The following is a 19,014-nucleotide window of genomic DNA, read 5'->3' as shown; positions in this document are numbered from 1 at the left end:
GCCAACTCATCTGCTGGCGTTGAGACTTCGCTTCTCCCGCTGTCACTTTTACTGACAGTGCCTCATCTGGCCGCGGGTACCTTCGTAGTGTCGAAAGGAGCCCATGATGGGGGCCGAGCTGAGCACGGGCCAGCGCGTAGCACGAGCACGACGACGAATCGGTTGGGATCAAGCTCGTCTGGCGGCGGCTGTTGAGCGCTCCGTGAGCTGGGTCTCCAAGATTGAAACGGGTCGCCTCCCCCTCGACCGGATGAGCGTCCTGGGACAGCTCGCCGAGGTGCTCGGCGTGGAAGTGATCGAGCTGACGGGCCAGCCCTACCGGCACGAGACTGCGGAACTCGACTCGGGTCATGCTGCGATTCCGGGCCTGCGGCTTGCACTCCAGCAGGCCACGATGCCTGGCGGCGCTGCCCTCATTGGCGCGACCACTCTCCCGACTCTGGCTGACCTCACCGTGCGAGTGGAGGCTGCCGAGAGGCTGAGGCAGGACGCTCGATTCACCGCGCTGGGCGACGTTCTTCCCCAGATCCTTCGGGACCTGATCGTTCTCTGCGACGCCGCCGACGGCGACGATGCGCGGGCGGCTGAGGCGCTGATGTTGCGCTCTAGCCACATGGCGCGAGTCTCCTCCAATCTGCTCGGGCACCACGATCTCGGGTGGAGCGCCGTGCAGCGAGAGTTGGTCGCCGCCGAACGTGCGGAGTCACCCATCCTCAAGGCCGCAGCACGGTGGGACCTGTGCGGGGTCTGGCTCCATGAGGGTGAGCTGAGCGCGGCGCGAGACATGGCAGTGCTTGCCCTGGACGACCTGGAGCCTCATATGGCGGCGGCCGGCGTGCCCGTCCGATCGCTGTGGGGCGCAATGCACCTGCGCGCAGCCGTCGCCTGGTCGCGTCTGTGGGACCGCACGGAAGCCGAATCACACCTGGCTGAGGCTAGGCGCGTGGCTGCTGCCCTGCCCACCGATGGCAACGTCTACCAAACGCAGTTCAACGCGGTTAACGCCGAGATCCACTCGGTGGAAGTCAGCTTGGAACTCGGGCACCCCCGCGATGTGGTGTCACGCGCCGAGGTCGTCAATGTCGTGAACATTGCTTCCGGTGAGCGCCAATCGCACTTCTGGGTATGCACCGCGGCCGGACAGATGATGAACGGCAAAGTGGGCCCGGCAGCTGAGGCCATCTTGCGCGCCGACGAGATCGCCCCTCAGCACGTGCGCAACCGTCCCATCGCTCGGAACGTCGTAGACGATCTTCGGTCTAGCGACCGGCACACGCGTGCCGAAGAGATCCGGCGGCTCGCTGGACGCATGAAACTGGGCTGATCACTACAGCTGGAAGGGGGAAGACGCCGTGAGGGTTGCGGATCGAGCACGGTTATTAGTCGAGCTGCACGAGATCCGAAAGAAGTTGTCCGAGGCTGGCGAGCGCGTTGAGCGACTGTCTTCCTCGGTCAGGAACGCTCGTGGAGCTGACCTTCGAGGCGATCGAGCCGCGAGTTGATGACACCCAGAGCGGTCTTGATCTCAGCAAGCTCAGCGATCAACTGCCCGTCTTGCTCAGAATCTCCCTCGGGCGGATCACTCGCAACGAACGTTCCACGCCCCTGCTGGCTGACGATCAATCCCTCGTCTCGCAGAATGTCGAGAGCGTGCCGGACCGTCATTGAGACAACGCCGTAGGCCTCGGCCATCTTGGCATTGCCTTCGAGCCTCTGCCCAGCCTTTAGTGCGCCCGTGGCGATCTTCCGGCGGAGGTCGTCGGCGATCTGGACGTATGCGCTCCGGGGGTCGTCTGGGCTAACAGTCACCTGCCCAGGTTACCTAAGTGACCTAAAGAAATCTTCCCCAAGGCCTTGCGTTCTCACTTCTCTACACTAATCTAGGTAAGCATAGGGAACCTAGAGAGGTTCACCCAAGCCGGAGGGCGACGCCCAACCGCCAAGTAGTTCGCCGCCCTCCCAATCCCCTGAAAGGGAGTTCCATCATGCGCAGGATGCCTCTGAAAACCGAAGTCATGACGCTGATGCTCATCCAGGCTCCGGAGAAGAAGGTCAAGAACCGGGAGACCGGTGAGGTCGCGGTCGACAAGCAGTCGGGCAAGGTGCAGTTCAACGTGAACGTGGCCGTGGTCGTGGATGGCCGGCCGGACGCGGTGACCGTCGTGGTGACCGAGGATGGTGTGCAGCCGGACCTGGTCCCCGGTATGGCGGTGGCTTTGCCGGGCCTGGTGGCCACCCCGTGGGAGAACGACTTCGGGCACGGCATCAGCTTCAAGGCAACCGCGGTGATGGCCGCGCAGGCCCCGGCTGAGAACGGCAAGGGCTGATCGCCGTGACGGAACTGCTGCTGTGTATAGGCGCGTTAGTGGTCTTCGCGCTGATCGTTCGGGTCAAGGCCCCGGCCGTGTACTGGGTGCTGTTCGGTCTTCCGGCCGCGCTGTACCGGATTCTCTCCTCCTACCGTCCGACGATGGAAGCCTGTGAGCTGACGGTCGCCCCGCCGTGGTGGAAGGTCTTCGCCAAGAAGCTGTCCGCCGGTGAGCAGCAGGCCCGCCCCGGTGTGCCGAAGCTGCGCGGCATCCGGCCGACCCGCACCGGTCTAGTGATTCGGCTGCGGCTGGCTGCGGGACTGGCTCCGGAAGACGTGGTCAAGTCGGCCGAACGGCTGCGGCACGCGTGGGCCGTCTATTCGGTGCACGTCGCGGAGATCAAGCCGGGTGTGGTCGACTTGCGCATGACCGGCTTCGACATCCTCGACCACGTGCGGATGCCGCGCCGCCTGCCCACTGGGCCGCTGTCCGTCACGGTCGCCCTGCGGGAGGACGGCCGGCCGTTCGTCCGCGACTACCAGGACATCCCGCACGCACTCACGCTGGGTGCGAACAAGTCGGGCAAGTCGATGTACCAGCGCTGCCTGATCCAAGCCCTCGCGCCGCTGGAAGTCGCCCTGGTGGGCATCGACTGCAAGCGCGGCGTGGAACAGACCGCCTTCTCCCCGCGCCTGTCGGCCCTGGCCATCACGCCGGATCAGGCGGACGCGCTGCTCGATGCGCTCGTGGAGGAGATGGAAGAGCGGTTCGACCTGCTGTGCCTGCACCAGGGCATCGCCCCGGGCACACCGCTGGAGGACATCACCTCCGACATCTGGGGCCTGCCGAAGAAGCTCCGCCCCGTTCCCATCGTGGTGCTGATCGATGAGATCGCCGAACTGTTCCTCATCACCTCCAAGGCAGACACGGCACGCCGGGACCGCATGGTCACCCAGCTGGTCCGTCTCGCGCAGCTGGCCCGCGCGGTCGGCATCTACCTGGAGGTGTGCGGGCAGCGCTTCGGCTCAGAACTCGGCAAGGGCGCAACGGCCCTGCGTGCCCAGCTCACCGGCCGCGTGGTCCATCGCTGCAACGACAAGCAGACCGCCGACATGGGCCTGGGCGACGTCAGTGAACTGGCCGTGTTCGCCGCGACCAGCATCGCTCACGAGCGGGCCGGTACCGCCATCGCGGGCGACTCCTCGGGTGGCTGGTCGCGCATCCGCACTCCGAAGACGTCACTGGGTCAAGTCGCCGCGGTGTGCCACAAGTTCGGGCACCTCACCCCGCACATCCCGGCCCTGGACCCGTTCCGCCCGCGCACCGAGGCCCCGGTACCGGTGACCGTGCCCATGGGTGCCCCCAGCACCTCGTAATTCCTCGTCCACTCCGGTCGGCGTGACCGTCTCACGCCAGGTCCCTACCCCCGCCATGCCCGAAAGGAGAAGCCCGTGACGGCACCCAAACGCACCGCCCGCCGCCCGGCCAAGAGCAAGAGCACGCCGTGTCCGGACTGCCAGACCGGTCAGGTCTCCGAGTCCTTCAAGGTCGGCGCCCGCAGCAAGCGCGAGAGCTCGGACCGGCAGGAAGCCCTGTGCCTGACCTGCTTCGGCACCGGCCAAGCCCCGACCGACTGATCCCGCTGGGTGCCGGGCGGCAGGACTCATGAGCCCCGCCCGGCCCCGGCCCAACTCTCAAGGAGGTGAAGACGCGTGGCCCGATCGATCCGCATGGATGCCGTGCTGGTGCAAGCCGTGATCGCCGGTGCGCTGTCCTTCGCCCACTTGCACGACATCGCCGTCGCCGCCGGGCAGGACGGCTGGAAGGCCTGGGCCTACCCGGTCTCCGTGGACCTGCTGCTGGTCGCTGCCTGGCGACGGCTGCGGATCCTCCGGGCTGCCGGTGAGCCCGCGCGTGCGGCGTGGACTTGGTTTGCCGTCGCGCTTACCGCATCGCTCGGCGCGAACGTCGCCACCGCGGGACTCCTCGATCTGAACGCCGTGCCCGCCTGGCTGCGGATTCTGGTGGCCGGCTGGCCCGCGCTCGCGTTCCTCGGCGGCACGCTCCTCGTCCACACCCCCGCAACCGACAAAGCCCCGGTTGCTGAACCGGCTGCGGATGTCGCGCTCACCCGCGACGCACCCGCCCCGGTCGAGGCACCCGAGCCCGAACCTGTCGCTCATCCGGTTCCGGAGCTGCCGCCCGCCGCCCCGGTGCCTGCCGCTCTCGTCGAGCACGCGCGGACGGTCGCCGACGCGCACCGCACTGCCACCGGCGCTCCGATCGACGCCGACACCCTGCGCGCCCGTCTTGGTGTGCCCGGCCCGATGGCCGATGCCCTCGCCCTCCAGCTCACCGGAAAGGACTGACCGGCTGTGAACGTCGAACTGCCGCTGATCGCCGTGATCGCCATCTTCGGCTACTTCGGAATCCGCCTGATGCGCCCGCCGACCTGGCTGATCGTCGTGCTGCTCCTCGGCGGCTTCCTCCTCGCCGACACGTTCCTGGCCCCGGCGATCGAGTCCGGCACCAAGGCCGGTGTCGACGTCGTCAACGAAACCGGCAAGTGACCTGATCCGGAAGGGAGAACCACCGTGATACGCCCCGATGCACAGCTCCGCGCCGGACACGTCCCGGCCGACCTGATTCCCCCGGGCACCGACCCCCGCTCCGTGGTCATCGTCCACACCACGCCCCGCTCATGGACCGGCCCAGTGGTCCTGGTCCTGGTCGCCACGGTCGGCGTCTGCGGCTTGGTCTACCTCACCACCGTGGCCGTGCTGTCCCTGGTCCAAGTCGCCGCCACCACAGCGGCAGCGATCAAGGCAGCCGTTCCGACGCTGATCGGCGGCGGAGGGCTCATCACCCTCGCCGTCAAAGCCCCCAAAAAGAAGCCACAAAAGTGACCGGCCCTCCGGGCGGCCTCTACCGCCAAGTATCCGCCGTCCGGAGGGACCGACCCCTATCCGCTCACTCAAACCGGAAGGAAGTTCCATGATGCCCGACCGCCCCGCGGCGACCGATCGGATCTGCCCGAACTGCGACGGCTTCTCGTCCGTCGCCGTTACCCTCGGCGGCCGCGACCGCGCCGGACACCTGCGCACCATCACCGCGCACTGCCCGGCCTGCCACGGCACCGGCACCGCACCGCTCTGGCTCGTCACCACGCGCCGCCCGGCTGTCGGCCGGCTCGGTGTGACCTCCTCCGGGCGGGAGGCAGGCCGATGATGCGCCGATCCGCCACTTCCCGCGCCACTTCCATTCATCTGTTCTGCGGCGCTGGCGGGGATTCGGACGGGTTCCGCCGTGCCGGGTTCGATGTGGTGCTGGGTGCCAACCACTGGGCCCGCGCGGTCGAGACCCACGCGGCCAACTTCCCCGAGGCTGAACACCTGTGCGTGGATCTCGACCACTACGACATGCGGCGTCTGCCCAAGGCCCGCGTCCTGGTCGGCTCCCCGATCTGCACCGAGGGCAGCCCCGCCGACGGCATCAGCCGCCCCAAGCCCCCACCCACCCCCGGCCAACTGGATCTCCTGGAAGAAGGCCCGATCCACGACGCCGCGTGGGAACGCACCAGGGCCACCGCCTACGACATCCTGCGCGCCGCCGAAGTCCACGACTTCGACGCCGTGGTGTGTGAGAACGTCCCCCGCTTCGCCACCGCATGGCCACTGTTCACCTGGTGGCTGCACGCCTGGGAGATCCTCGGCTTCCGCCACCAGATCGTGTCGGTCACCGCCGCCCACATCGGCGCGGACGACAACCCGCACGCCCCGCAGTGGCGGGACCGCATCTTCATCGTCTTCACCCGCCGCAAGCTGCGGGCACCGAACCTCGATGTCCGCCCGCCCGCCTGGTGTCCGGTCTGCGAACAGGACGTGTTGGCCGTTCAGTCCTGGCGCAACGGGCGGAAGATCGGCAAGTACCGGCAGCAGTACGACTTCCGCTGCCCCAACGCCGGCTGCCGTCACCGGATCGTCGAACCGTACGTGCGGCCCGCAGCGGGTGCGATCAACTGGTCAGACCCCGGTATCCGCATCGGCGACCGGCCCACCAAGGGCATGAAGCCCCTCGCCTTATCCACCCTTCGCAAGATCCGGCTCGGGCTGGAGAAGCACCGGGTTCCGTCCGTGGTCACCGTCAACCATGGTGACCAGGGCGACGGCCGCGCGTTCCCCGCATCGGCCGCTCCTTTGCCCACCCGCACGGTACGGATCGGGGACGGGATCGCCATCCCGCCGCTGCTGGTCCCGGTCGGTGGCAGCTGGAACACCGACGCCGCCCCGGTCACCGTGCCCATGCGCACCCGCACCACCCGCGAGAGCGAAGCCCTGCTGCTGCCCGCTCCGTTCATCACCGAGCACCGCGGCGGCGGCTCCACCACCCGAGGAGTCAACGATCCGCTGGCCGCGATCACCGCCGGAGGCAACCACCACGGCCTGGTCATCCCCTACCGCAGGGGCGGGCCGACCACCACCGGGACGCCGCTGCACACCATCGCCACCCGCGAGTCAGCCGGCTTAGTCCTCGGCACCGACAGCACCCCCGAACAGATCGATCCGCAGGACTGCTACTTCCGCATGCTGTCCGCCCGCGAACACCTGCGCGCCCAGCGCTTCACCGACGACTACACCGTCCTGGGCCACGGAGGAGAGCAGACCAAGCAGGCCGGAAACGCCGTACCCGCCAACGTCGCCCAATGGATCGCCTCCGCCCTGCTGGAGGTGCTCTGATGCCCCAGCCCCCCGCCATCGAACTCGACGCCGCCCCGGTCCTGGCGCTGACCGTCTGGCAGCCCTGGGCGAGCGCCATCGCCTACGGCACCAAGCGGATCGAGAACCGCACCTGGCCGACCGATCACCGGGGCCTGGTCCTCATCCATGCGGGACGCTCTCTCGACCCGAGCGCTCATGACGCGCCGCTGGCCCGGCCGTTCCTGCGTCGCCCGTTCCCTCGGGGCGCGGTCGTCGCCGTGGCTGTGCTGGATGGCTGCCATGCCGATGACGGCTACTGCACTCTGTGGTCCGGCCGCAGCCCCTGGCACTGGCGACTGTCCAGCGTCGTCCCGCTCGCCGAGCCGCTGCCCTGGCCCGGCGCACGCGGTCTCTGGACCCCGCCCGCCGGGCTGCTCGCCACCCCGCTCCTCGCTGACGCGCTGGAGGCGGCCCGTGGCTGACACGCTCGATCCGACCACCCTGGGCGACCTGCTCAGGGTGGCTTCGGCCCCCGACTTCGACCGCTGGCAGGACCAGATCCGCAAGACCGGCGGTTGTTCCCAGCCCATCCACCTCACCGGCTGGAGCCTGACCCGCGACAAGACCACCGGGCAGGTCCTGCACACCTACTCGACGCAGGATGAGCCTGGCGGCCGGCTGCGCATCGCCTGCGGCAACCGCCGCGCTTCGCGCTGCCAGCCCTGCGCCTACCTGTACGCCGGAGATGCGTACCGCCTCGTCCGCGCGGGCCTGTCCGGTGACGACGCCATGCACATCCCGGCTGCCGTACGCGAACGCCCCCGCGTCTTCACCACCCTGACTGCTCCGTCCTTCGGCCGCGTGCACAACGTCCCCGACACCGGCCGCTGCCGCTGCGGCACCCGCCACACCGAGGACGATCCCGCCCTCGGCACCGCCCTCGACCCGAGCACGTACGACTACGCGGGCGCGGTGCTGTTCAACAACCACGCAGGCGAGCTGTGGCACCGGTTCGTCAACCGGCTCCGCCGCGAACTCGCCGCTGCGGCCGGACTCACACAGAAGGCATTCAAGGAAGCGGCCCGGCTGTCCTTCAACAAGGTCGCCGAGTTCCAAAAGCGCGGAGCGATCCACTTCCACGCCGTCATCCGCATCGACGGACCGGACGGGCCCGACAGCACGCCCCCGGCGTGGGCCACCCTCGACCTGCTCACCAACGCGATCCGCGCAGCCAGGAAGCATCCGTACACCACGGTGACCGTGCCCGCAGCCGACGGACAGCCCGCCCGCACGCTGTGCTGGGGCAAGAAGCTCGACGTCCAGCCCATCCAGGCCTTCGACGACGGTGACGACATCAGCGAGCAGAAGGTCGCCGCCTACGTCGCCAAGTACGCCACCAAGGCAGCCGAGTCCACCGGCGCTCTCGACCGACGGGTCGGTGAACTCGCCGAACTCGACCAGCACCGCGTGCCCGACCATGCCCGCCGGCTCATCCGCGCCTGCTGGGACCTCGACCCCCTCTACCCGGACCGCAAGCTGTGGGCCTGGGCTCACATGCTCGGCTTCCGCGGCCACTTCCTCACCAAGTCCCGCCGCTACTCCTCCACCTTCGCCGAGCGCCGACAGGTCCGCGCCGACTACCGCGCAGCCGAGCAACGCCAAGCCCTCGGCCTGCCTGAGCCCGAGACCACGCTCGTGCTCGCGGACTGGCGTTACGCCGGCCACGGACACACACCCGGCGAATCCGCCCTCGCCGCATCCATCGCCGAAGACATCCGCATCAACCGCGAAACCGCACGCGAAGCCCTGCAAGACCAATGCGCCCTGGAAGGAGCTCAGCATGACGACGGCCCCCGCCCAACTGCTGACCGTGCCTGAGGTCATGGCGCGCCTTAAGTTCGGGCGCTCCAAGGTCTACGACCTGATCCGGTCGAAGCGTCTCGTCTCGATCACCGAGGGCCGCTGCCGCCGCATCCCTGAGAACGCGGTTCAGGACTACATCCGCCACCGGATTGAGGAGGCTGCCTGATGGCCTCCCAGCGCAGGCGCAACCCCAATGGCGCGGGCACCATCACCAAGCGCAAGGACGGCCGCTATCAGGCCGCCGTCTACGTCCTTCAGCCGGACGGCACTCGCGCCCGGAAATTCGCCTACGGCAAGACCTGGGCCGAATGCGATGCCAAGCGCCGTGAACTCCTCGACAAGGTCGACAAGGGTGTGCCCGTGCCTACCCGGTCGGCCAAGCTCTCAGAGTGGCTGCCGTACTGGCTCGACAACATCATCAAGCCGCGCCGCAAGCGCACGACCTATGCGAAGTACGAGGTTCACGTCCGGCTGTACCTGGTGCCGCTGCTCGGGTCCAAGCGGCTGGAATCGCTGAGCGTCGCCGATGTCCGGCGCTTCCTCAACCAGTTGGAGAAGAAGACCACCGCGGCGACCGCGAAGGAATCTCACCGCGTGCTTCGTACGGCGCTCACTGCCGCGTGCCGGGAGGAGCTGGTCATACGAAACGTGGCGACGCTGGTTGAGCCGCCCACGGCAGAAGCTCGTGATCTCTCGCCGTGGTCTCTGGACGAAACGCTCGACTTCCTGACAGCAGCGCGCAAGGACCCGCTCTATGCGGCCTTCGTGCTCGCCATCGCGCTCGGGTTCCGCCGCGGTGAGATCGTCGGCCTTCGCTGGGAAAACCTCGATCTCGACAAGCGCGAGATCCGGGTACGCACGCAGCGACAGCGTGTCCGCGGTGAGGCCTACGAGGACGACCCCAAGGGCCGCCGCCGTCGGCAGACCCTGCCGCTTCCCGCTCTCTGCATTGCTCCCCTGCGGTGGCAGCGGATGCAACAGGCTGCCCTGCGCAAGCGCGCCGGGGACCGGTGGGAGGAGACCGGCTACGTCTTCACGACCCGCACGGGCCGAGCGATCGAGCCGCGGAACCTGTATCGCTCCTTCACCCGCGTCGCTGACAAAGCGGATCTGCGCGTGATCCGGCTGCACGATGCCCGGCACGGTTGCGCGACGCTGCTGACGGCTGCGGGCGTGGCTCCTCGCGTCGTGATGGAGATCCTCGGACACAGCCAGATCGCCGTGACGATGAACGTCTATACGCACGTTGTGCAGGACACGCAGCGCGAGGCGGTGAGTCACCTGGATCGCATGCTCAAGCGGCGGGCACCGGCCGTAAATGACCGCCGTCGTTGATGTCAGATGTGGATGTCAAAGGCCCCCAGCCATGATCGGCTGGGGGCCTTTGTGCTGGTGGGCGCGGACGGTTTCGAACCGCCGACATCTGCTTTGTAAGAGCAGCGCTCTACCCCTGAGCTACGCACCCGTGGATGAAGCAACAGCCTACATGCCGCACACCACCCGGCCGCAAACCCCTTCCCCGGCCGGTGCCGGTACGGGGGGGGACAGCCCCACCCCGGACTCGGTGGGCCGCCGCATCCCATCCGGTCAGGGTGCGCCCCTCGGCTCGAGGCATCACCGAATCCGCTGGGGGAATGATCACCATGGCCACACAATCACGGCACCCGCGCCCTTCTCGCCGCCGGGATCCTCCTCGTCGTCGCGTTCGGGGTCACCGGGTGTGGGCGAGCCGATGCCGATGATGCCCCCGTGGAGCGGAAGTCGTTCGCGTTCAGCGGGGAGACGCTGACCGTCGACTCCGATGATTCGGCCATCACTCTCGTACCCTCCGACGTCAAGGACGTGCAGGTCGCCCGGCAGATCGACGGGTGGGCCGTCTTCGGGGGCGGACCGGAGGCGACCTGGAAGATGAAGGACGGGACCCTCACCCTCCGGGTCGACTGCGACGGCATCTCCAGTGACTGTGCGTCACGGCACACGGTCAAGGTGCCCCGCGGGGTCGCCGTGAACGTGAACGACGACAACGGGAGCGTGACCGCGAGCGGGTTCGACACCGCACTGAAGATCCGGTCCGACAACGGAACGGTGAGGATCACGGACTCCGGCGGGCCGCTCGAGCTGGACAGCGACAACGGCGAGGTCGTCACCGAGGGTGTGACCGCCAAGCGCGTCGTCGCGACGTCGGACAACGGGTCCGTACGGCTCGGGCTCGCGGCCGTGCCCGACCGGGTGGAGAGTGCCAGTGACAACGGCGAGGTCCTGATCGAGCTGCCCGGCGCCGGCGCGCCGTACGCCGTTTCCGCGAAGAGCGACAACGGCGACATCGATGTGGACGTGCCGACCGACGACAGCAGCGCGCACATCGTCACCGCCCGCAGCGACAACGGCAAAGCCGTCGTGCGAACCGCGAACTGAGAACCCGGTGTGTTCGTCCTTACCTGGTGGGAGAATTGACCAGGCAGTACGGACACGGCACGGGAGAGGGATGTGACGGCGAGAAACGCGCGGCCGTACGAAAAGGCACGAGCGAATGCCGTCCGGGGCGTCCAGGGGGTGCGCGATGTCCTCACCCTCGTTCTGCTGCCTCTGCCGCTGATCGTGGCCGCGCTGCCGGCCACCTTCGCCGGCGGTGGGACGCGTCGCTGGTTCGGCGGGCGCGGCGAGAGTCAGCGGGCCGAGGCGCAGGCCGCGAAGGACGCCGCCGCCGCCGCCTTCTACGAGCTGGACACCGCGCAGCGCGATCTGCGGATCTCGATAGAGACGATCACCGCCGTGGACAGTTCACCCGGCGCGCGCCGCGCCGTGGAGGACTTCGCGGCGCTCGGGCTGCGGATCGACGAGGTCAGCCACGCGTACATCACCGCCGTCGACGCGTACGACCTCGACCGTGTCGATCTCGAGGCGTCCGTCGCCGTACGGGCGCGCGGCGAGCTGAGCCGCGCCAAGGAGGAGCTGGTACGGGTCAAGGGCGAGCTGGACCGCTTCGAGCGGGGGCTCGGGCCTCTGCTCGACAAGGCCGAGACCCAGCTCGCCCGGCTCGCCCCCGCCGTGGAGCGGGCGCGGCAGGCGCTCCGTTCCGCGAGCGATGCTCTCGATTCAGCGCGCGGCTCCGGTCTGCGGGCGGACGATCTCGCCGCCCGCCTCGCCGCCCTCGGGCCCGAGCTGACCAAGCTCAACGAAGGCGCCGGGCGCCACGGCGTGGCGGAGACCCTGCAACGCGCCGACCGCGTGCTCCGCGACGCCGAAGCCGTACGGACCGAGGCCGAAAGGCTGCCCGAGCGCGCCGCCGAGACCGACAAGCGCCTGGTGTCCCTGCGTACCCGGGCCCAGGCACTCACCACCCGTGCCGGTTCCGTCGAGCCGGTCCTGTCCGAACTGCGCCGCCGTTTCTCGGCCGCCTGCTGGCAGGATCTGCAGCCCGTCCCCGAGCAGGCGGCGGCGAGCGTCCGTCAGGCCGAGGAGAAGCTGAGGGAGGCGGGAAAAGCACGCGACGAGCAGCGCTGGGCGGACGCCACGGCCCTGCTCAGCACGGTCCGGGCACTGCTGAACACCACCGACGAGGCCGTCTCCGCCGCCGGCGACCGGCTGCAGCGCCTCAATGCCGTCGCGAAGGACCCACAGCAGGAGATCGAACGCACCCGGTTCGCCATCCGCGACGCCCAGCGCCTCGCGATGGCCGGGCGCAACACCCCCGACCCCCGTCACGCCCGGCCGCTGGACGACTCGGTGGCCCGGCTGGACCGGGCCGTCGAAGGGCTGGAGAGCCGTCATCCCGACTACTGGCACTTCCTGACCGAGAACGAGGCCGTGCGGCGTACGGTCGCCCACGTCGTCGAGCAGATCCGTGAGGAGCGGGGCGCGGGCCGGGCCTGAGAAGCAGGAGGGCGGGGCGCCGGGCCGCGGGGGCGTCGAGGTCCCCCTCGGCGGGCTCACGAGGCCGGGCCTCCGTCGGCGCGGGGTTCCACCCCGGTTGTACGGCTCCGGGGGACGGCGGATCCTGGGTGGTGGAGTACGCGTACGTACGAAGGAGGCCGACATGGCCGCACACGTACTGCACTCGAAGACCGGCCCCGTCAGACTCGACGAGCATCTGCCCGTCGATCACAGGCTCAGCCGCTTCTACCGCATCGGTGCGGGGCTGATGGGCCTGGTGCTGGTCGCCTTCGGCATCCTCGGTCTGATCGACCAGATCGGCTTCTTCGACACTCGCGGCGACACCGTGGCCGGCCTGAACACCAACGGCGCGCTGAGCGTCCTGTCCATCTGTGTCGGCGGGCTGCTCTTCGTCGGCATGGTGATCGGCGGCAACTTCGCCTCGACGCTGAACATGGTCCTCGGCATCCTGTTCATCCTCAGCGGCTTCGTGAACCTCGCCCTCCTCGACCGGAGCTTCAATCCGCTCGCGTTCCGCATCCAGAACGTGATGTTCAGCTTCGTGGTGGGCGTGATGCTGATGTTCTTCGGCATGTACGGGAGAGTCAGCGCGACCCTGCCGCACGACAACCCGTACTGGAAGGCCCGCCACCCCGAGCAGGCGGAACGTGAGCAGCGCGCCCGTCGGCGTACCGAACTCGGGGCGATGCGGCCGACGGCCTACCAGCCACCCCCGCTCGCCCCGCCCAGCTCCCCGCAGGGGCAAGGGCGCCGCTAGCCTGGGGCGCATGCCTCGTTATGAATTCCGCTGCCGGACCTGCGGCGACACGTTCGAAGTCAACCGCCCGATGGCCGAGTCCTCAGCTCCCGCAAGCTGCCCCGCCGGTCACGACGACACGGTCAAACTGCTGTCGGCCGTCGCCGTGGGCGGTACGAAGTCCACACCCGCGCCGAGCGCCGGCGGCGGTGGGGGCGGAGGCTGCTGCGGAGGCGGCTGCTGCGGCTGAGCAGCGGCACCGACGGACGACCGGTGGGCTCGGTGCGAGCCGGTCGACGACCGCGCCGCGGTAGCACATGCCGTACGTGCGTACGTGTCGGTGGGGCCGCACCCCTGGCAAGCGCTCGCCCCCCGCCCGGCGGGCGAGCGAAGCACGCTCCGCGGTGCGGCCGCGTCCCGTAATGCCCGGGGCGCGGCCGTAGTTGTTCAGCGCGGGGCCGGGGGCGCGACGGGCCCGGCCGGCGATGCCGGGGCGGGGCCGACCGGTGCAGCGGGGCCGGCTGCCGCAGCGGGAACGCCTGCCGCCACGGTGGGAACTCCAGCTCGGCGGCGTGCCTGCTCACCCACCCGGCCGCGCTTCATGCCGCGCCGGAAGTCGCGGCTCGCGTTGCGGAACCGGCGCAGGATCTCCTCGCCCGCCGCGACGCCCTGCTGGGGCAGCGCCTCGATGTGCGGGGCGTGCCAGTCGGCCTCGGCGAGTTCGCCGTGGCCGGGCCGCCAGCCGCGGTGGGCGGCGAGCAGCAGATCGGCGTCGAGGAGGGAGTCCCCCGCGGTGAGGATGTGCTCGGCCCCCACACGGCGCGCCACTTCGCGCACCGCGGCGCTCTTGGTGAGCGGCTTCGGTACGGCGTAGATCTTGCGGCCCTGCAGCGACACGGTCCAGCCGCGCTCCTCGGCCCAGGCGGTCAGTTCGGTGACCCATCCCTCGGGCAGCAGCTGGCGCTCGACGACGAGATAGGCGAACAGATCCTCGGCGACCCGCTCCTTGCGCAGCCAGGCCGGGTCGGCGGTGGCGGACAGATGGGCGCGGATCTCCTCGAGCGGGGCGCACTCCTGCGCGAGCCGGGCCGCGACCTGGTCGCGCCAGTCCTGGTCGGAGACGCCGTCGACGAGCAGATGCCCGCCGTTGGCGCAGATCGCGAACCGGGACGGGGCACCGGGCAGGCTGATGCGCTGGTACTGCTTGCGGGTGCGGGTCGTCGTGGGTACGAAGACGGCGTCCTCGCTGACCCGGGACAGCAGCGCGGCCGCCCGCTCGGTCATGTACGACAGGGGCTTGTGCTCGTGCACCTCGACGCAGAGCAGCCGGGGGGCGACGGCGTCGGGCATGGTCAGCGCGAGGGCGGCGTTCGAGTAGATCAGCGTACGGTCGAGGTCGCTGGCGATGAGGACGGTCACTGGTCCGCCACCGCCTTGCCGTCGGCGCCGGTGGCGCCGCGCGTGAACCGGGGGTGGATCAACCCGACGCAGCTGTACGGCAGTTCGTCGGTCTCCTCGACCGGGACGCCGCGCTGGTCGGCGAGCAGCCTGATGTGGTCGAGGTCCGCGCCCGCACCGCGCTTGGCGAGGATCTTCCAGGGGACGCGGCGCAGCAGGACGCGGGTGGTCTCGCCGACGCCCGGCTTGACGAGGTTGACGTCGTGGATGCCGTACTCATCGCTGATGCGCTCCACGGCCGCCCAGCCCTCCCAGGTCGGAGCGCGGTCGGTGGCCAGCAGCTCCTTCACGTCGGCGTCGACGGCGTCCAGGACCTCGTCGAAGCGGGCCCCGACGGTGTCGAGGAAGTGGTTGGACACATCGGCGTCCGCCAGCTCGCGGTAGAACTTCGCGCCGTGGAAGTCGTACGGGCCGACCAGGTCGGAGCGCAGCACCGTGCGCGATATCAGGCCGGAGACCGTGGAGTTGAGGCAGGCGGAGGGGATCAGGAAGTCCTCGCGGGTGCCGTACGTGCTGACGCAGCCGCCGGGGTCGGCGAGGACCGCGATCTCGGGGTCGAAGCCCTGGAACTCCCGCAGCGCGTCGGTCAGTTCGCGGGTGATGGCGCCCTTGCCGGTCCAGCCGTCGACGAAGACGACATCGGCCGGGTCGTGGTGGGCGGCCAGCCAGCGCAGGGCGTTGGCGTCGATACCGCGGCCGCGCACGATGGACACGGCGTAGTGCGGCAGGTCGAGGCCGTGCCGGTGCTGGGCCCAGCGGCGCATCAGTACGCCGACGGGGGTACCGGCGCGGGCCAGCGAGACCAGCACGGGGCGCGGCGAACGCTCGGCGAGCACCGTCTCGGTGACGGCACCGACGGCCCGTGCGATCCGGGCGGCGGAGGTGTCCAGCGCGGCGCGGAACAGCTGCTGGTACTCGGCGCTCGGCTGGTACTCGACGGGCAGCGACTCGGCGTAGTGCGCGCCACCGCTCTGGATCGCCTCCTCGCGCTCCTCGGTCGGGGCTTCGAGCTCGGCCTCGGACAGATCCTGCAGCAGCCAGCCCACCTCGTCCGCCGCGTAGGAGGAGAAGTCGGGGCCGCGGAGGGGCTCGGGCAGCATGGAAGCCCTTTCAGGTGCTTCGGGTACGTACGAGGGGACGACAGCGAGCACGACGCGCGGTATGTGCGCGGCGAGCTGGGCGAGGAGGCCGTCGGGGGCGTGCAGCCGGTCGGTGTCGGCGATGGAGTCGACGACGGCGACGACGGCGTCGAAGCCGGCGCCCGCGACGTTGTAGGCGTAGCGCTCGCCTGGGCCGTCGGCCGGGTCGTCGTGGGCGGGGAAGACCAGCCGGCTGCGTATCGCGTAACCGGGGTCGTCGAGGGCGAGGACGGGTGAGCGGGTGGTGGTGGAGTAGTACACGTCCGTGTCGCCGCGCTGGTGCAGGGAGACGGCGAGACGCAGGGGGGCGTACATGAGCTCCTCGAAGCCGAGGACGAGCACGCGGCGGGGCCGCGCGGCGTCGTCTGCGGCTGCCCCGTCCCGGGCGGCGCCCGGTGTGTCCTGCCTGCCGGGCACACTGCCGTCGGGGACGGATAGGCCGCGGGCCGACGCGCCATCGGCCAGGGCGCGGTTCACCGCGGCGTCGCCGCCCGGCGTGCCATCGGCCGGAGCACCGCCGAAAGCCGCCCCGGCAAGAACGGCGCCGGCCGGAACGGTGCCCTGAACGGCGTCGCCCGGTACGCCGCCGGTGTGAACGGCGCCGGCCGGAACGCCGTCGACCAGCGCGACGCCGGCGGGAGCTCCGCCGGCCGGAGCACCGCCCGAAGCCGCGCCCCCGGCGAAAGCGCAGTCGGACAGCGCGTCCCCGGCGTGAACGGCGTCGGCCGACTGCGCGGCCACCGCTTCGGCGAGCCTCGCCGCCATGCCCGGCAGTGCCGCCTCCAGTGCGCTGCGGTGCCCGGGTGTGAATCCGTGCCTGCCACCGTCCGGGACCCCGGCGGGCCAGTCCAGCTCCACCCGGATGTGGCTCGCCTCCGTGACGGGGTGAGCCGGGACGACGGCGGCCGCCTGCCGCTCGTACCGCGCGACCAGCTCCTGGCCCTTCTCCAGGACACCGTCCGGCAGCCGGACCGTGCCCGTGGCCAGAGCGACCAGCTCGATGTCGGCGCCGATCTCGCCGGCGAAGGCGGCGAACCGCTCCCGGTCCCGCGCGGAGCGCATGTCGACAAGCGCCACGATCACGTACCGCTTGCGCGGGTGGCGCAGGTGCAGGTCACGGATGGTGTTCAGCACGGTGTTGCCCGTGGAGAACTCGTCGTCCACGAGGATCAGCGGGCCGTCGCCCGCCAGCAGCTCCGGGTCCTCGGGCAGCAGCAGATGCGAGGTGGCGTGCGAGTGGGACTCCTCGAAGCCGCCTGCCGGGGTGACGCCGTCGACCGGGCGGCGGGTGGAGTGCAGATACGGGGCAAGGCCCACTCCGTCGGCCACCGAGTGGCCGAGGCCGGTGGCGGTCTCCGCGTACCCGAGCACCACCGCGCGCCGGGACTCGGCCTCGCCGAGCAGCTCACGCACCCGGAAGCCGAGGTCGTAGCCGGCCTGCCAGACGACCTGCGGGTTCTGCGGCACATGCTTGCCCAGCACGTTCGACACGAGCAGATGCGCCCGCTTGGGGTTGCGGCGCAGTGCGAGGCCCAGCAGCCGCGGCAGCTCCCCGTCGCCGTCGAAGGAGACTCCGAGCCTCTCGGCGACCCAGCTGCCCGTCCAGACCACGTCCGTGTTCTTCCTCTCCATCAGTCGGTGAGCCCTGCCGTCAGCAGGTCCACGAAGCCGACGTCCTCCTTGGCGACGCCGAACACCTCGGCGCGGCGCAGGGTGCGCTCCGCCCAGGCGCGGTGCGGCTTCACCTCGTTCATCTTGTTCGTGTACGCCGAGCGCAGCACCCCGCCGCCGCCCCGCTCGGGCCGCAGGATGTCCTGGGCGTCGCTGAACTCCTCGTGGCTGACCACGGACAGTGCGTGCACAGGCAGCACGTGCGAGGGGTGGATACAGGTCTTGCCGAGCAGTCCGTTGGCCCGGTCGAGTTCGATCTCGCGCAGCAGGCCGTCCAGATCGTGTTCGATCAGGGCGTTGCGAAGCTCCTCGGCCCGTCCTTCGAGGAAGGGGCTGCGGCGCAGCTGTGGCTTGAACATGCGCTCCTGGGCGCGGAAGTACTCCCACACCGGTCCGGTGATGGTGTAGCCGGTGCCGTCGGAGCGGCCGAGGACATTGACGACGTCGGCGATCACGGAGGTGACGATCCGGACGTCGTACGCGGTCATGTCGGGCGTCCGGCGCAGGCCGTAGGCGGAGCAGAAGTCGGTGACGCCGAGCCGCAGCGCGAGGACGCGCTCGCGGTACTTGTCGACGGTGTGGGCGATTCCGGTGAGTGTCGCGGTCCTGGTCTCCAGGTAGAGCAGTTCCGGTGACTCCAGGACGGGCATGGCGAACAGCCGGCGCCCGCTGCGGGCCTCCGCGGCGGTGAGCGCCTCCAGGAAGGGCACGCCACGTTCCTCGGTGAACTTGGGCAGTACGAATCCGGACAGCAGATCTCGCGCGGGCCCCAGCCGATTGACCAGGTCGGGGATCTGGTCGGGCTGGCGGACCCGGACGAACAGCAGGGGCACGTCCTCGCCCCGTGCGGCCAGGTCGGTGAACTGCCTGACCAGGTTGGCCTCGGCCGCTTCGACGTCCGCGTCGTCGATGGAGTCCTCGAGGCACAGCACCATGGAGACGACTCCTCGCCCCGCCTGCTTGATCACGTCGTCGGCGAGGCGCGGCCGCGTGGCCGGACTGTAGAGCGTGGCGCCGAGAGCGGCGGAGAGCGTCTGGGCCGGGGAGTCCGCATCGAACTCGGTCGGCTGCTGGTGGAACAGCCTGTCCCGGACAGCGGGCGGGATGTGCCCGAAATGACGCATGAATTATCCCCCGTACTGCCGTAGCGGCCCTGACAACATGTGGCCGGTAATAGTACGTAAGTGCAGGTGTCAAGAGTTCCCCAAGTTCATGAAATCCAGGTAACTCGTCTGCTTGTCGCCCCC

At 69.8% G+C, this 19,014-nt stretch carries 21 protein-coding genes and 1 tRNA gene; 17 read left to right on the top strand and 5 right to left on the bottom strand.

Features of this window, described 5'->3' with window-relative positions; translation table 11 throughout:
• Positions 1-103: 103 nt before the first annotated feature.
• A complete protein-coding gene (locus tag OHS70_RS25925; RefSeq protein WP_328401042.1) occupies positions 104-1,324 on the top strand; it encodes a helix-turn-helix domain-containing protein in 1,221 nt (406 codons plus the stop codon).
• Between the two features lie 128 nt (positions 1,325-1,452).
• Here OHS70_RS25925 and OHS70_RS39130 read toward each other — a convergent pair whose 3' ends face one another.
• A complete protein-coding gene (locus tag OHS70_RS39130; protein ID WP_443062656.1) occupies positions 1,453-1,809 on the bottom strand; it encodes a GntR family transcriptional regulator in 357 nt (118 codons plus the stop codon).
• A gap of 185 nt (positions 1,810-1,994) precedes the next feature.
• On the opposite strand from OHS70_RS39130, the gene OHS70_RS25915 reads away from it, so the two are divergent.
• The 12 genes from OHS70_RS25915 to OHS70_RS25860 all read left to right on the top strand — a co-directional run bounded on the left by OHS70_RS25915 (position 1,995) and on the right by OHS70_RS25860 (position 10,204).
• Positions 1,995-2,327 (top strand): SCO3933 family regulatory protein, encoded by a 333-nt coding sequence (locus tag OHS70_RS25915; RefSeq protein WP_328401038.1) that lies wholly within the window; start codon positions 1,995-1,997, stop codon positions 2,325-2,327.
• 5 nt (positions 2,328-2,332) lie between these two features.
• Entirely contained in the window at positions 2,333-3,685 is a 1,353-nt protein-coding gene (locus tag OHS70_RS25910; RefSeq protein ID WP_328401036.1) for an FtsK/SpoIIIE domain-containing protein, read from the top strand.
• Between the two features lie 75 nt (positions 3,686-3,760).
• A complete protein-coding gene (locus OHS70_RS25905) occupies positions 3,761-3,946 on the top strand; it encodes a hypothetical protein (RefSeq protein ID WP_328401034.1) in 186 nt (61 codons plus the stop codon).
• A 75-nt stretch (positions 3,947-4,021) separates the two neighbouring features.
• Positions 4,022-4,678 carry a DUF2637 domain-containing protein gene (locus OHS70_RS25900; RefSeq protein WP_328401032.1) on the top strand — a complete coding sequence of 219 codons (657 nt, stop codon included), beginning with the start codon at positions 4,022-4,024 and terminating at the stop codon, positions 4,676-4,678.
• 6 nt (positions 4,679-4,684) lie between these two features.
• On the top strand, positions 4,685-4,879 hold the full coding sequence (locus OHS70_RS25895; protein ID WP_328401030.1) for a hypothetical protein: 195 nt from the start codon (positions 4,685-4,687) through the stop codon (positions 4,877-4,879).
• A gap of 24 nt (positions 4,880-4,903) precedes the next feature.
• Entirely contained in the window at positions 4,904-5,215 is a 312-nt protein-coding gene (locus OHS70_RS25890; RefSeq protein WP_328401028.1) for a hypothetical protein, read from the top strand.
• Positions 5,216-5,306: 91 nt separating this feature from the next.
• A complete protein-coding gene (locus OHS70_RS25885) occupies positions 5,307-5,537 on the top strand; it encodes a hypothetical protein (protein WP_328405907.1) in 231 nt (76 codons plus the stop codon).
• Positions 5,534-7,045, top strand: a complete 1,512-nt coding sequence (locus tag OHS70_RS25880; protein WP_328401026.1) for a DNA cytosine methyltransferase — start codon at positions 5,534-5,536, stop codon at positions 7,043-7,045. Before OHS70_RS25885 ends, OHS70_RS25880 begins: the two co-directional genes overlap by 4 nt.
• Entirely contained in the window at positions 7,045-7,488 is a 444-nt protein-coding gene (locus OHS70_RS25875) for an ASCH domain-containing protein (protein ID WP_328401024.1), read from the top strand. The genes OHS70_RS25880 and OHS70_RS25875 overlap by 1 nt, the downstream gene beginning before the upstream one ends.
• On the top strand, positions 7,481-8,884 hold the full coding sequence (repSA, locus tag OHS70_RS25870) for a replication initiator protein RepSA (RefSeq protein ID WP_328401022.1): 1,404 nt from the start codon (positions 7,481-7,483) through the stop codon (positions 8,882-8,884). Before OHS70_RS25875 ends, repSA begins: the two co-directional genes overlap by 8 nt.
• Positions 8,847-9,035 carry a helix-turn-helix transcriptional regulator gene (locus OHS70_RS25865; RefSeq protein WP_328401020.1) on the top strand — a complete coding sequence of 63 codons (189 nt, stop codon included), beginning with the start codon at positions 8,847-8,849 and terminating at the stop codon, positions 9,033-9,035. The genes repSA and OHS70_RS25865 overlap by 38 nt, the downstream gene beginning before the upstream one ends.
• Positions 9,035-10,204, top strand: a complete 1,170-nt coding sequence (locus OHS70_RS25860; RefSeq protein WP_328401018.1) for a site-specific integrase — start codon at positions 9,035-9,037, stop codon at positions 10,202-10,204. Before OHS70_RS25865 ends, OHS70_RS25860 begins: the two co-directional genes overlap by 1 nt.
• Positions 10,205-10,259: 55 nt before the next feature.
• On the opposite strand, the gene OHS70_RS25855 is transcribed toward OHS70_RS25860, so the two are convergent.
• Positions 10,260-10,334, bottom strand: a tRNA-Val gene (locus OHS70_RS25855).
• 284 nt (positions 10,335-10,618) lie between these two features.
• On the opposite strand from OHS70_RS25855, the gene OHS70_RS25850 reads away from it, so the two are divergent.
• From OHS70_RS25850 to OHS70_RS25835, 4 genes are all read left to right on the top strand, one after another.
• Positions 10,619-11,284 (top strand): DUF4097 family beta strand repeat-containing protein, encoded by a 666-nt coding sequence (locus OHS70_RS25850; protein WP_328401016.1) that lies wholly within the window; start codon positions 10,619-10,621, stop codon positions 11,282-11,284.
• A gap of 72 nt (positions 11,285-11,356) precedes the next feature.
• Positions 11,357-12,742, top strand: coding sequence for a hypothetical protein (locus OHS70_RS25845; protein WP_328401014.1), 1,386 nt, complete (start codon positions 11,357-11,359; stop codon positions 12,740-12,742).
• Positions 12,743-12,905: 163 nt separating this feature from the next.
• Complete coding sequence (locus OHS70_RS25840; RefSeq protein WP_328401012.1) at positions 12,906-13,520, top strand: DUF4383 domain-containing protein; 615 nt, start codon at positions 12,906-12,908, stop codon at positions 13,518-13,520.
• Positions 13,521-13,530: 10 nt separating this feature from the next.
• Positions 13,531-13,749: an FmdB family zinc ribbon protein gene (locus OHS70_RS25835; protein ID WP_328401010.1), complete on the top strand. Its 219-nt coding sequence runs from the start codon at positions 13,531-13,533 to the stop codon at positions 13,747-13,749.
• A 197-nt stretch (positions 13,750-13,946) separates the two neighbouring features.
• Here the strand turns inward: OHS70_RS25835 and OHS70_RS25830 are convergent, their stop codons facing one another.
• The 3 genes from OHS70_RS25830 to OHS70_RS25820 are packed head-to-tail and all read right to left on the bottom strand — an operon-like array spanning position 13,947 to position 18,891.
• Entirely contained in the window at positions 13,947-14,918 is a 972-nt protein-coding gene (locus OHS70_RS25830; RefSeq protein WP_328401008.1) for an HAD family hydrolase, read from the bottom strand.
• Positions 14,915-17,728 carry a phosphoribosyltransferase gene (locus OHS70_RS25825; RefSeq protein ID WP_328401006.1) on the bottom strand — a complete coding sequence of 938 codons (2,814 nt, stop codon included), beginning with the start codon at positions 17,726-17,728 and terminating at the stop codon, positions 14,915-14,917. The genes OHS70_RS25830 and OHS70_RS25825 overlap by 4 nt, the downstream gene beginning before the upstream one ends.
• Positions 17,728-18,891 carry an HpcH/HpaI aldolase/citrate lyase family protein gene (locus OHS70_RS25820; protein WP_328401004.1) on the bottom strand — a complete coding sequence of 388 codons (1,164 nt, stop codon included), beginning with the start codon at positions 18,889-18,891 and terminating at the stop codon, positions 17,728-17,730. Before OHS70_RS25820 ends, OHS70_RS25825 begins: the two co-directional genes overlap by 1 nt.
• Positions 18,892-19,014: the final 123 nt, after the last annotated feature.

The sequence above is a fragment of the Streptomyces sp. NBC_00390 genome (assembly GCF_036057275.1).
Lineage (GTDB): Bacteria > Actinomycetota > Actinomycetes > Streptomycetales > Streptomycetaceae > Streptomyces.
This window is presented reverse-complemented; position numbering and strand designations above follow the sequence as displayed.

Bases quoted from the DNA above. Each gene is read 5' to 3' on its own strand.
- OHS70_RS25865 (WP_328401020.1), top strand. From the start codon at position 8,847: ATGACGACGGCCCCCGCCCAACTGCTGACCGTGCCTGAGGTCATGGCG.
- OHS70_RS25885 (WP_328405907.1), top strand. From the start codon at position 5,307: ATGCCCGACCGCCCCGCGGCGACCGATCGGATCTGCCCGAACTGCGAC.
- OHS70_RS25835 (WP_328401010.1), top strand. From the start codon at position 13,531: ATGCCTCGTTATGAATTCCGCTGCCGGACCTGCGGCGACACGTTCGAA.
- OHS70_RS25915 (WP_328401038.1), top strand. From the start codon at position 1,995: ATGCCTCTGAAAACCGAAGTCATGACGCTGATGCTCATCCAGGCTCCG.
- OHS70_RS25880 (WP_328401026.1), top strand. From the start codon at position 5,534: ATGATGCGCCGATCCGCCACTTCCCGCGCCACTTCCATTCATCTGTTC.
- OHS70_RS25875 (WP_328401024.1), top strand. From the start codon at position 7,045: ATGCCCCAGCCCCCCGCCATCGAACTCGACGCCGCCCCGGTCCTGGCG.
- OHS70_RS25820 (WP_328401004.1), bottom strand. From the start codon at position 18,891: ATGCGTCATTTCGGGCACATCCCGCCCGCTGTCCGGGACAGGCTGTTC.
- OHS70_RS25860 (WP_328401018.1), top strand. From the start codon at position 9,035: ATGGCCTCCCAGCGCAGGCGCAACCCCAATGGCGCGGGCACCATCACC.
- OHS70_RS25840 (WP_328401012.1), top strand. From the start codon at position 12,906: ATGGCCGCACACGTACTGCACTCGAAGACCGGCCCCGTCAGACTCGAC.
- OHS70_RS25925 (WP_328401042.1), top strand. From the start codon at position 104: ATGATGGGGGCCGAGCTGAGCACGGGCCAGCGCGTAGCACGAGCACGA.
- OHS70_RS25825 (WP_328401006.1), bottom strand. From the start codon at position 17,728: ATGGAGAGGAAGAACACGGACGTGGTCTGGACGGGCAGCTGGGTCGCC.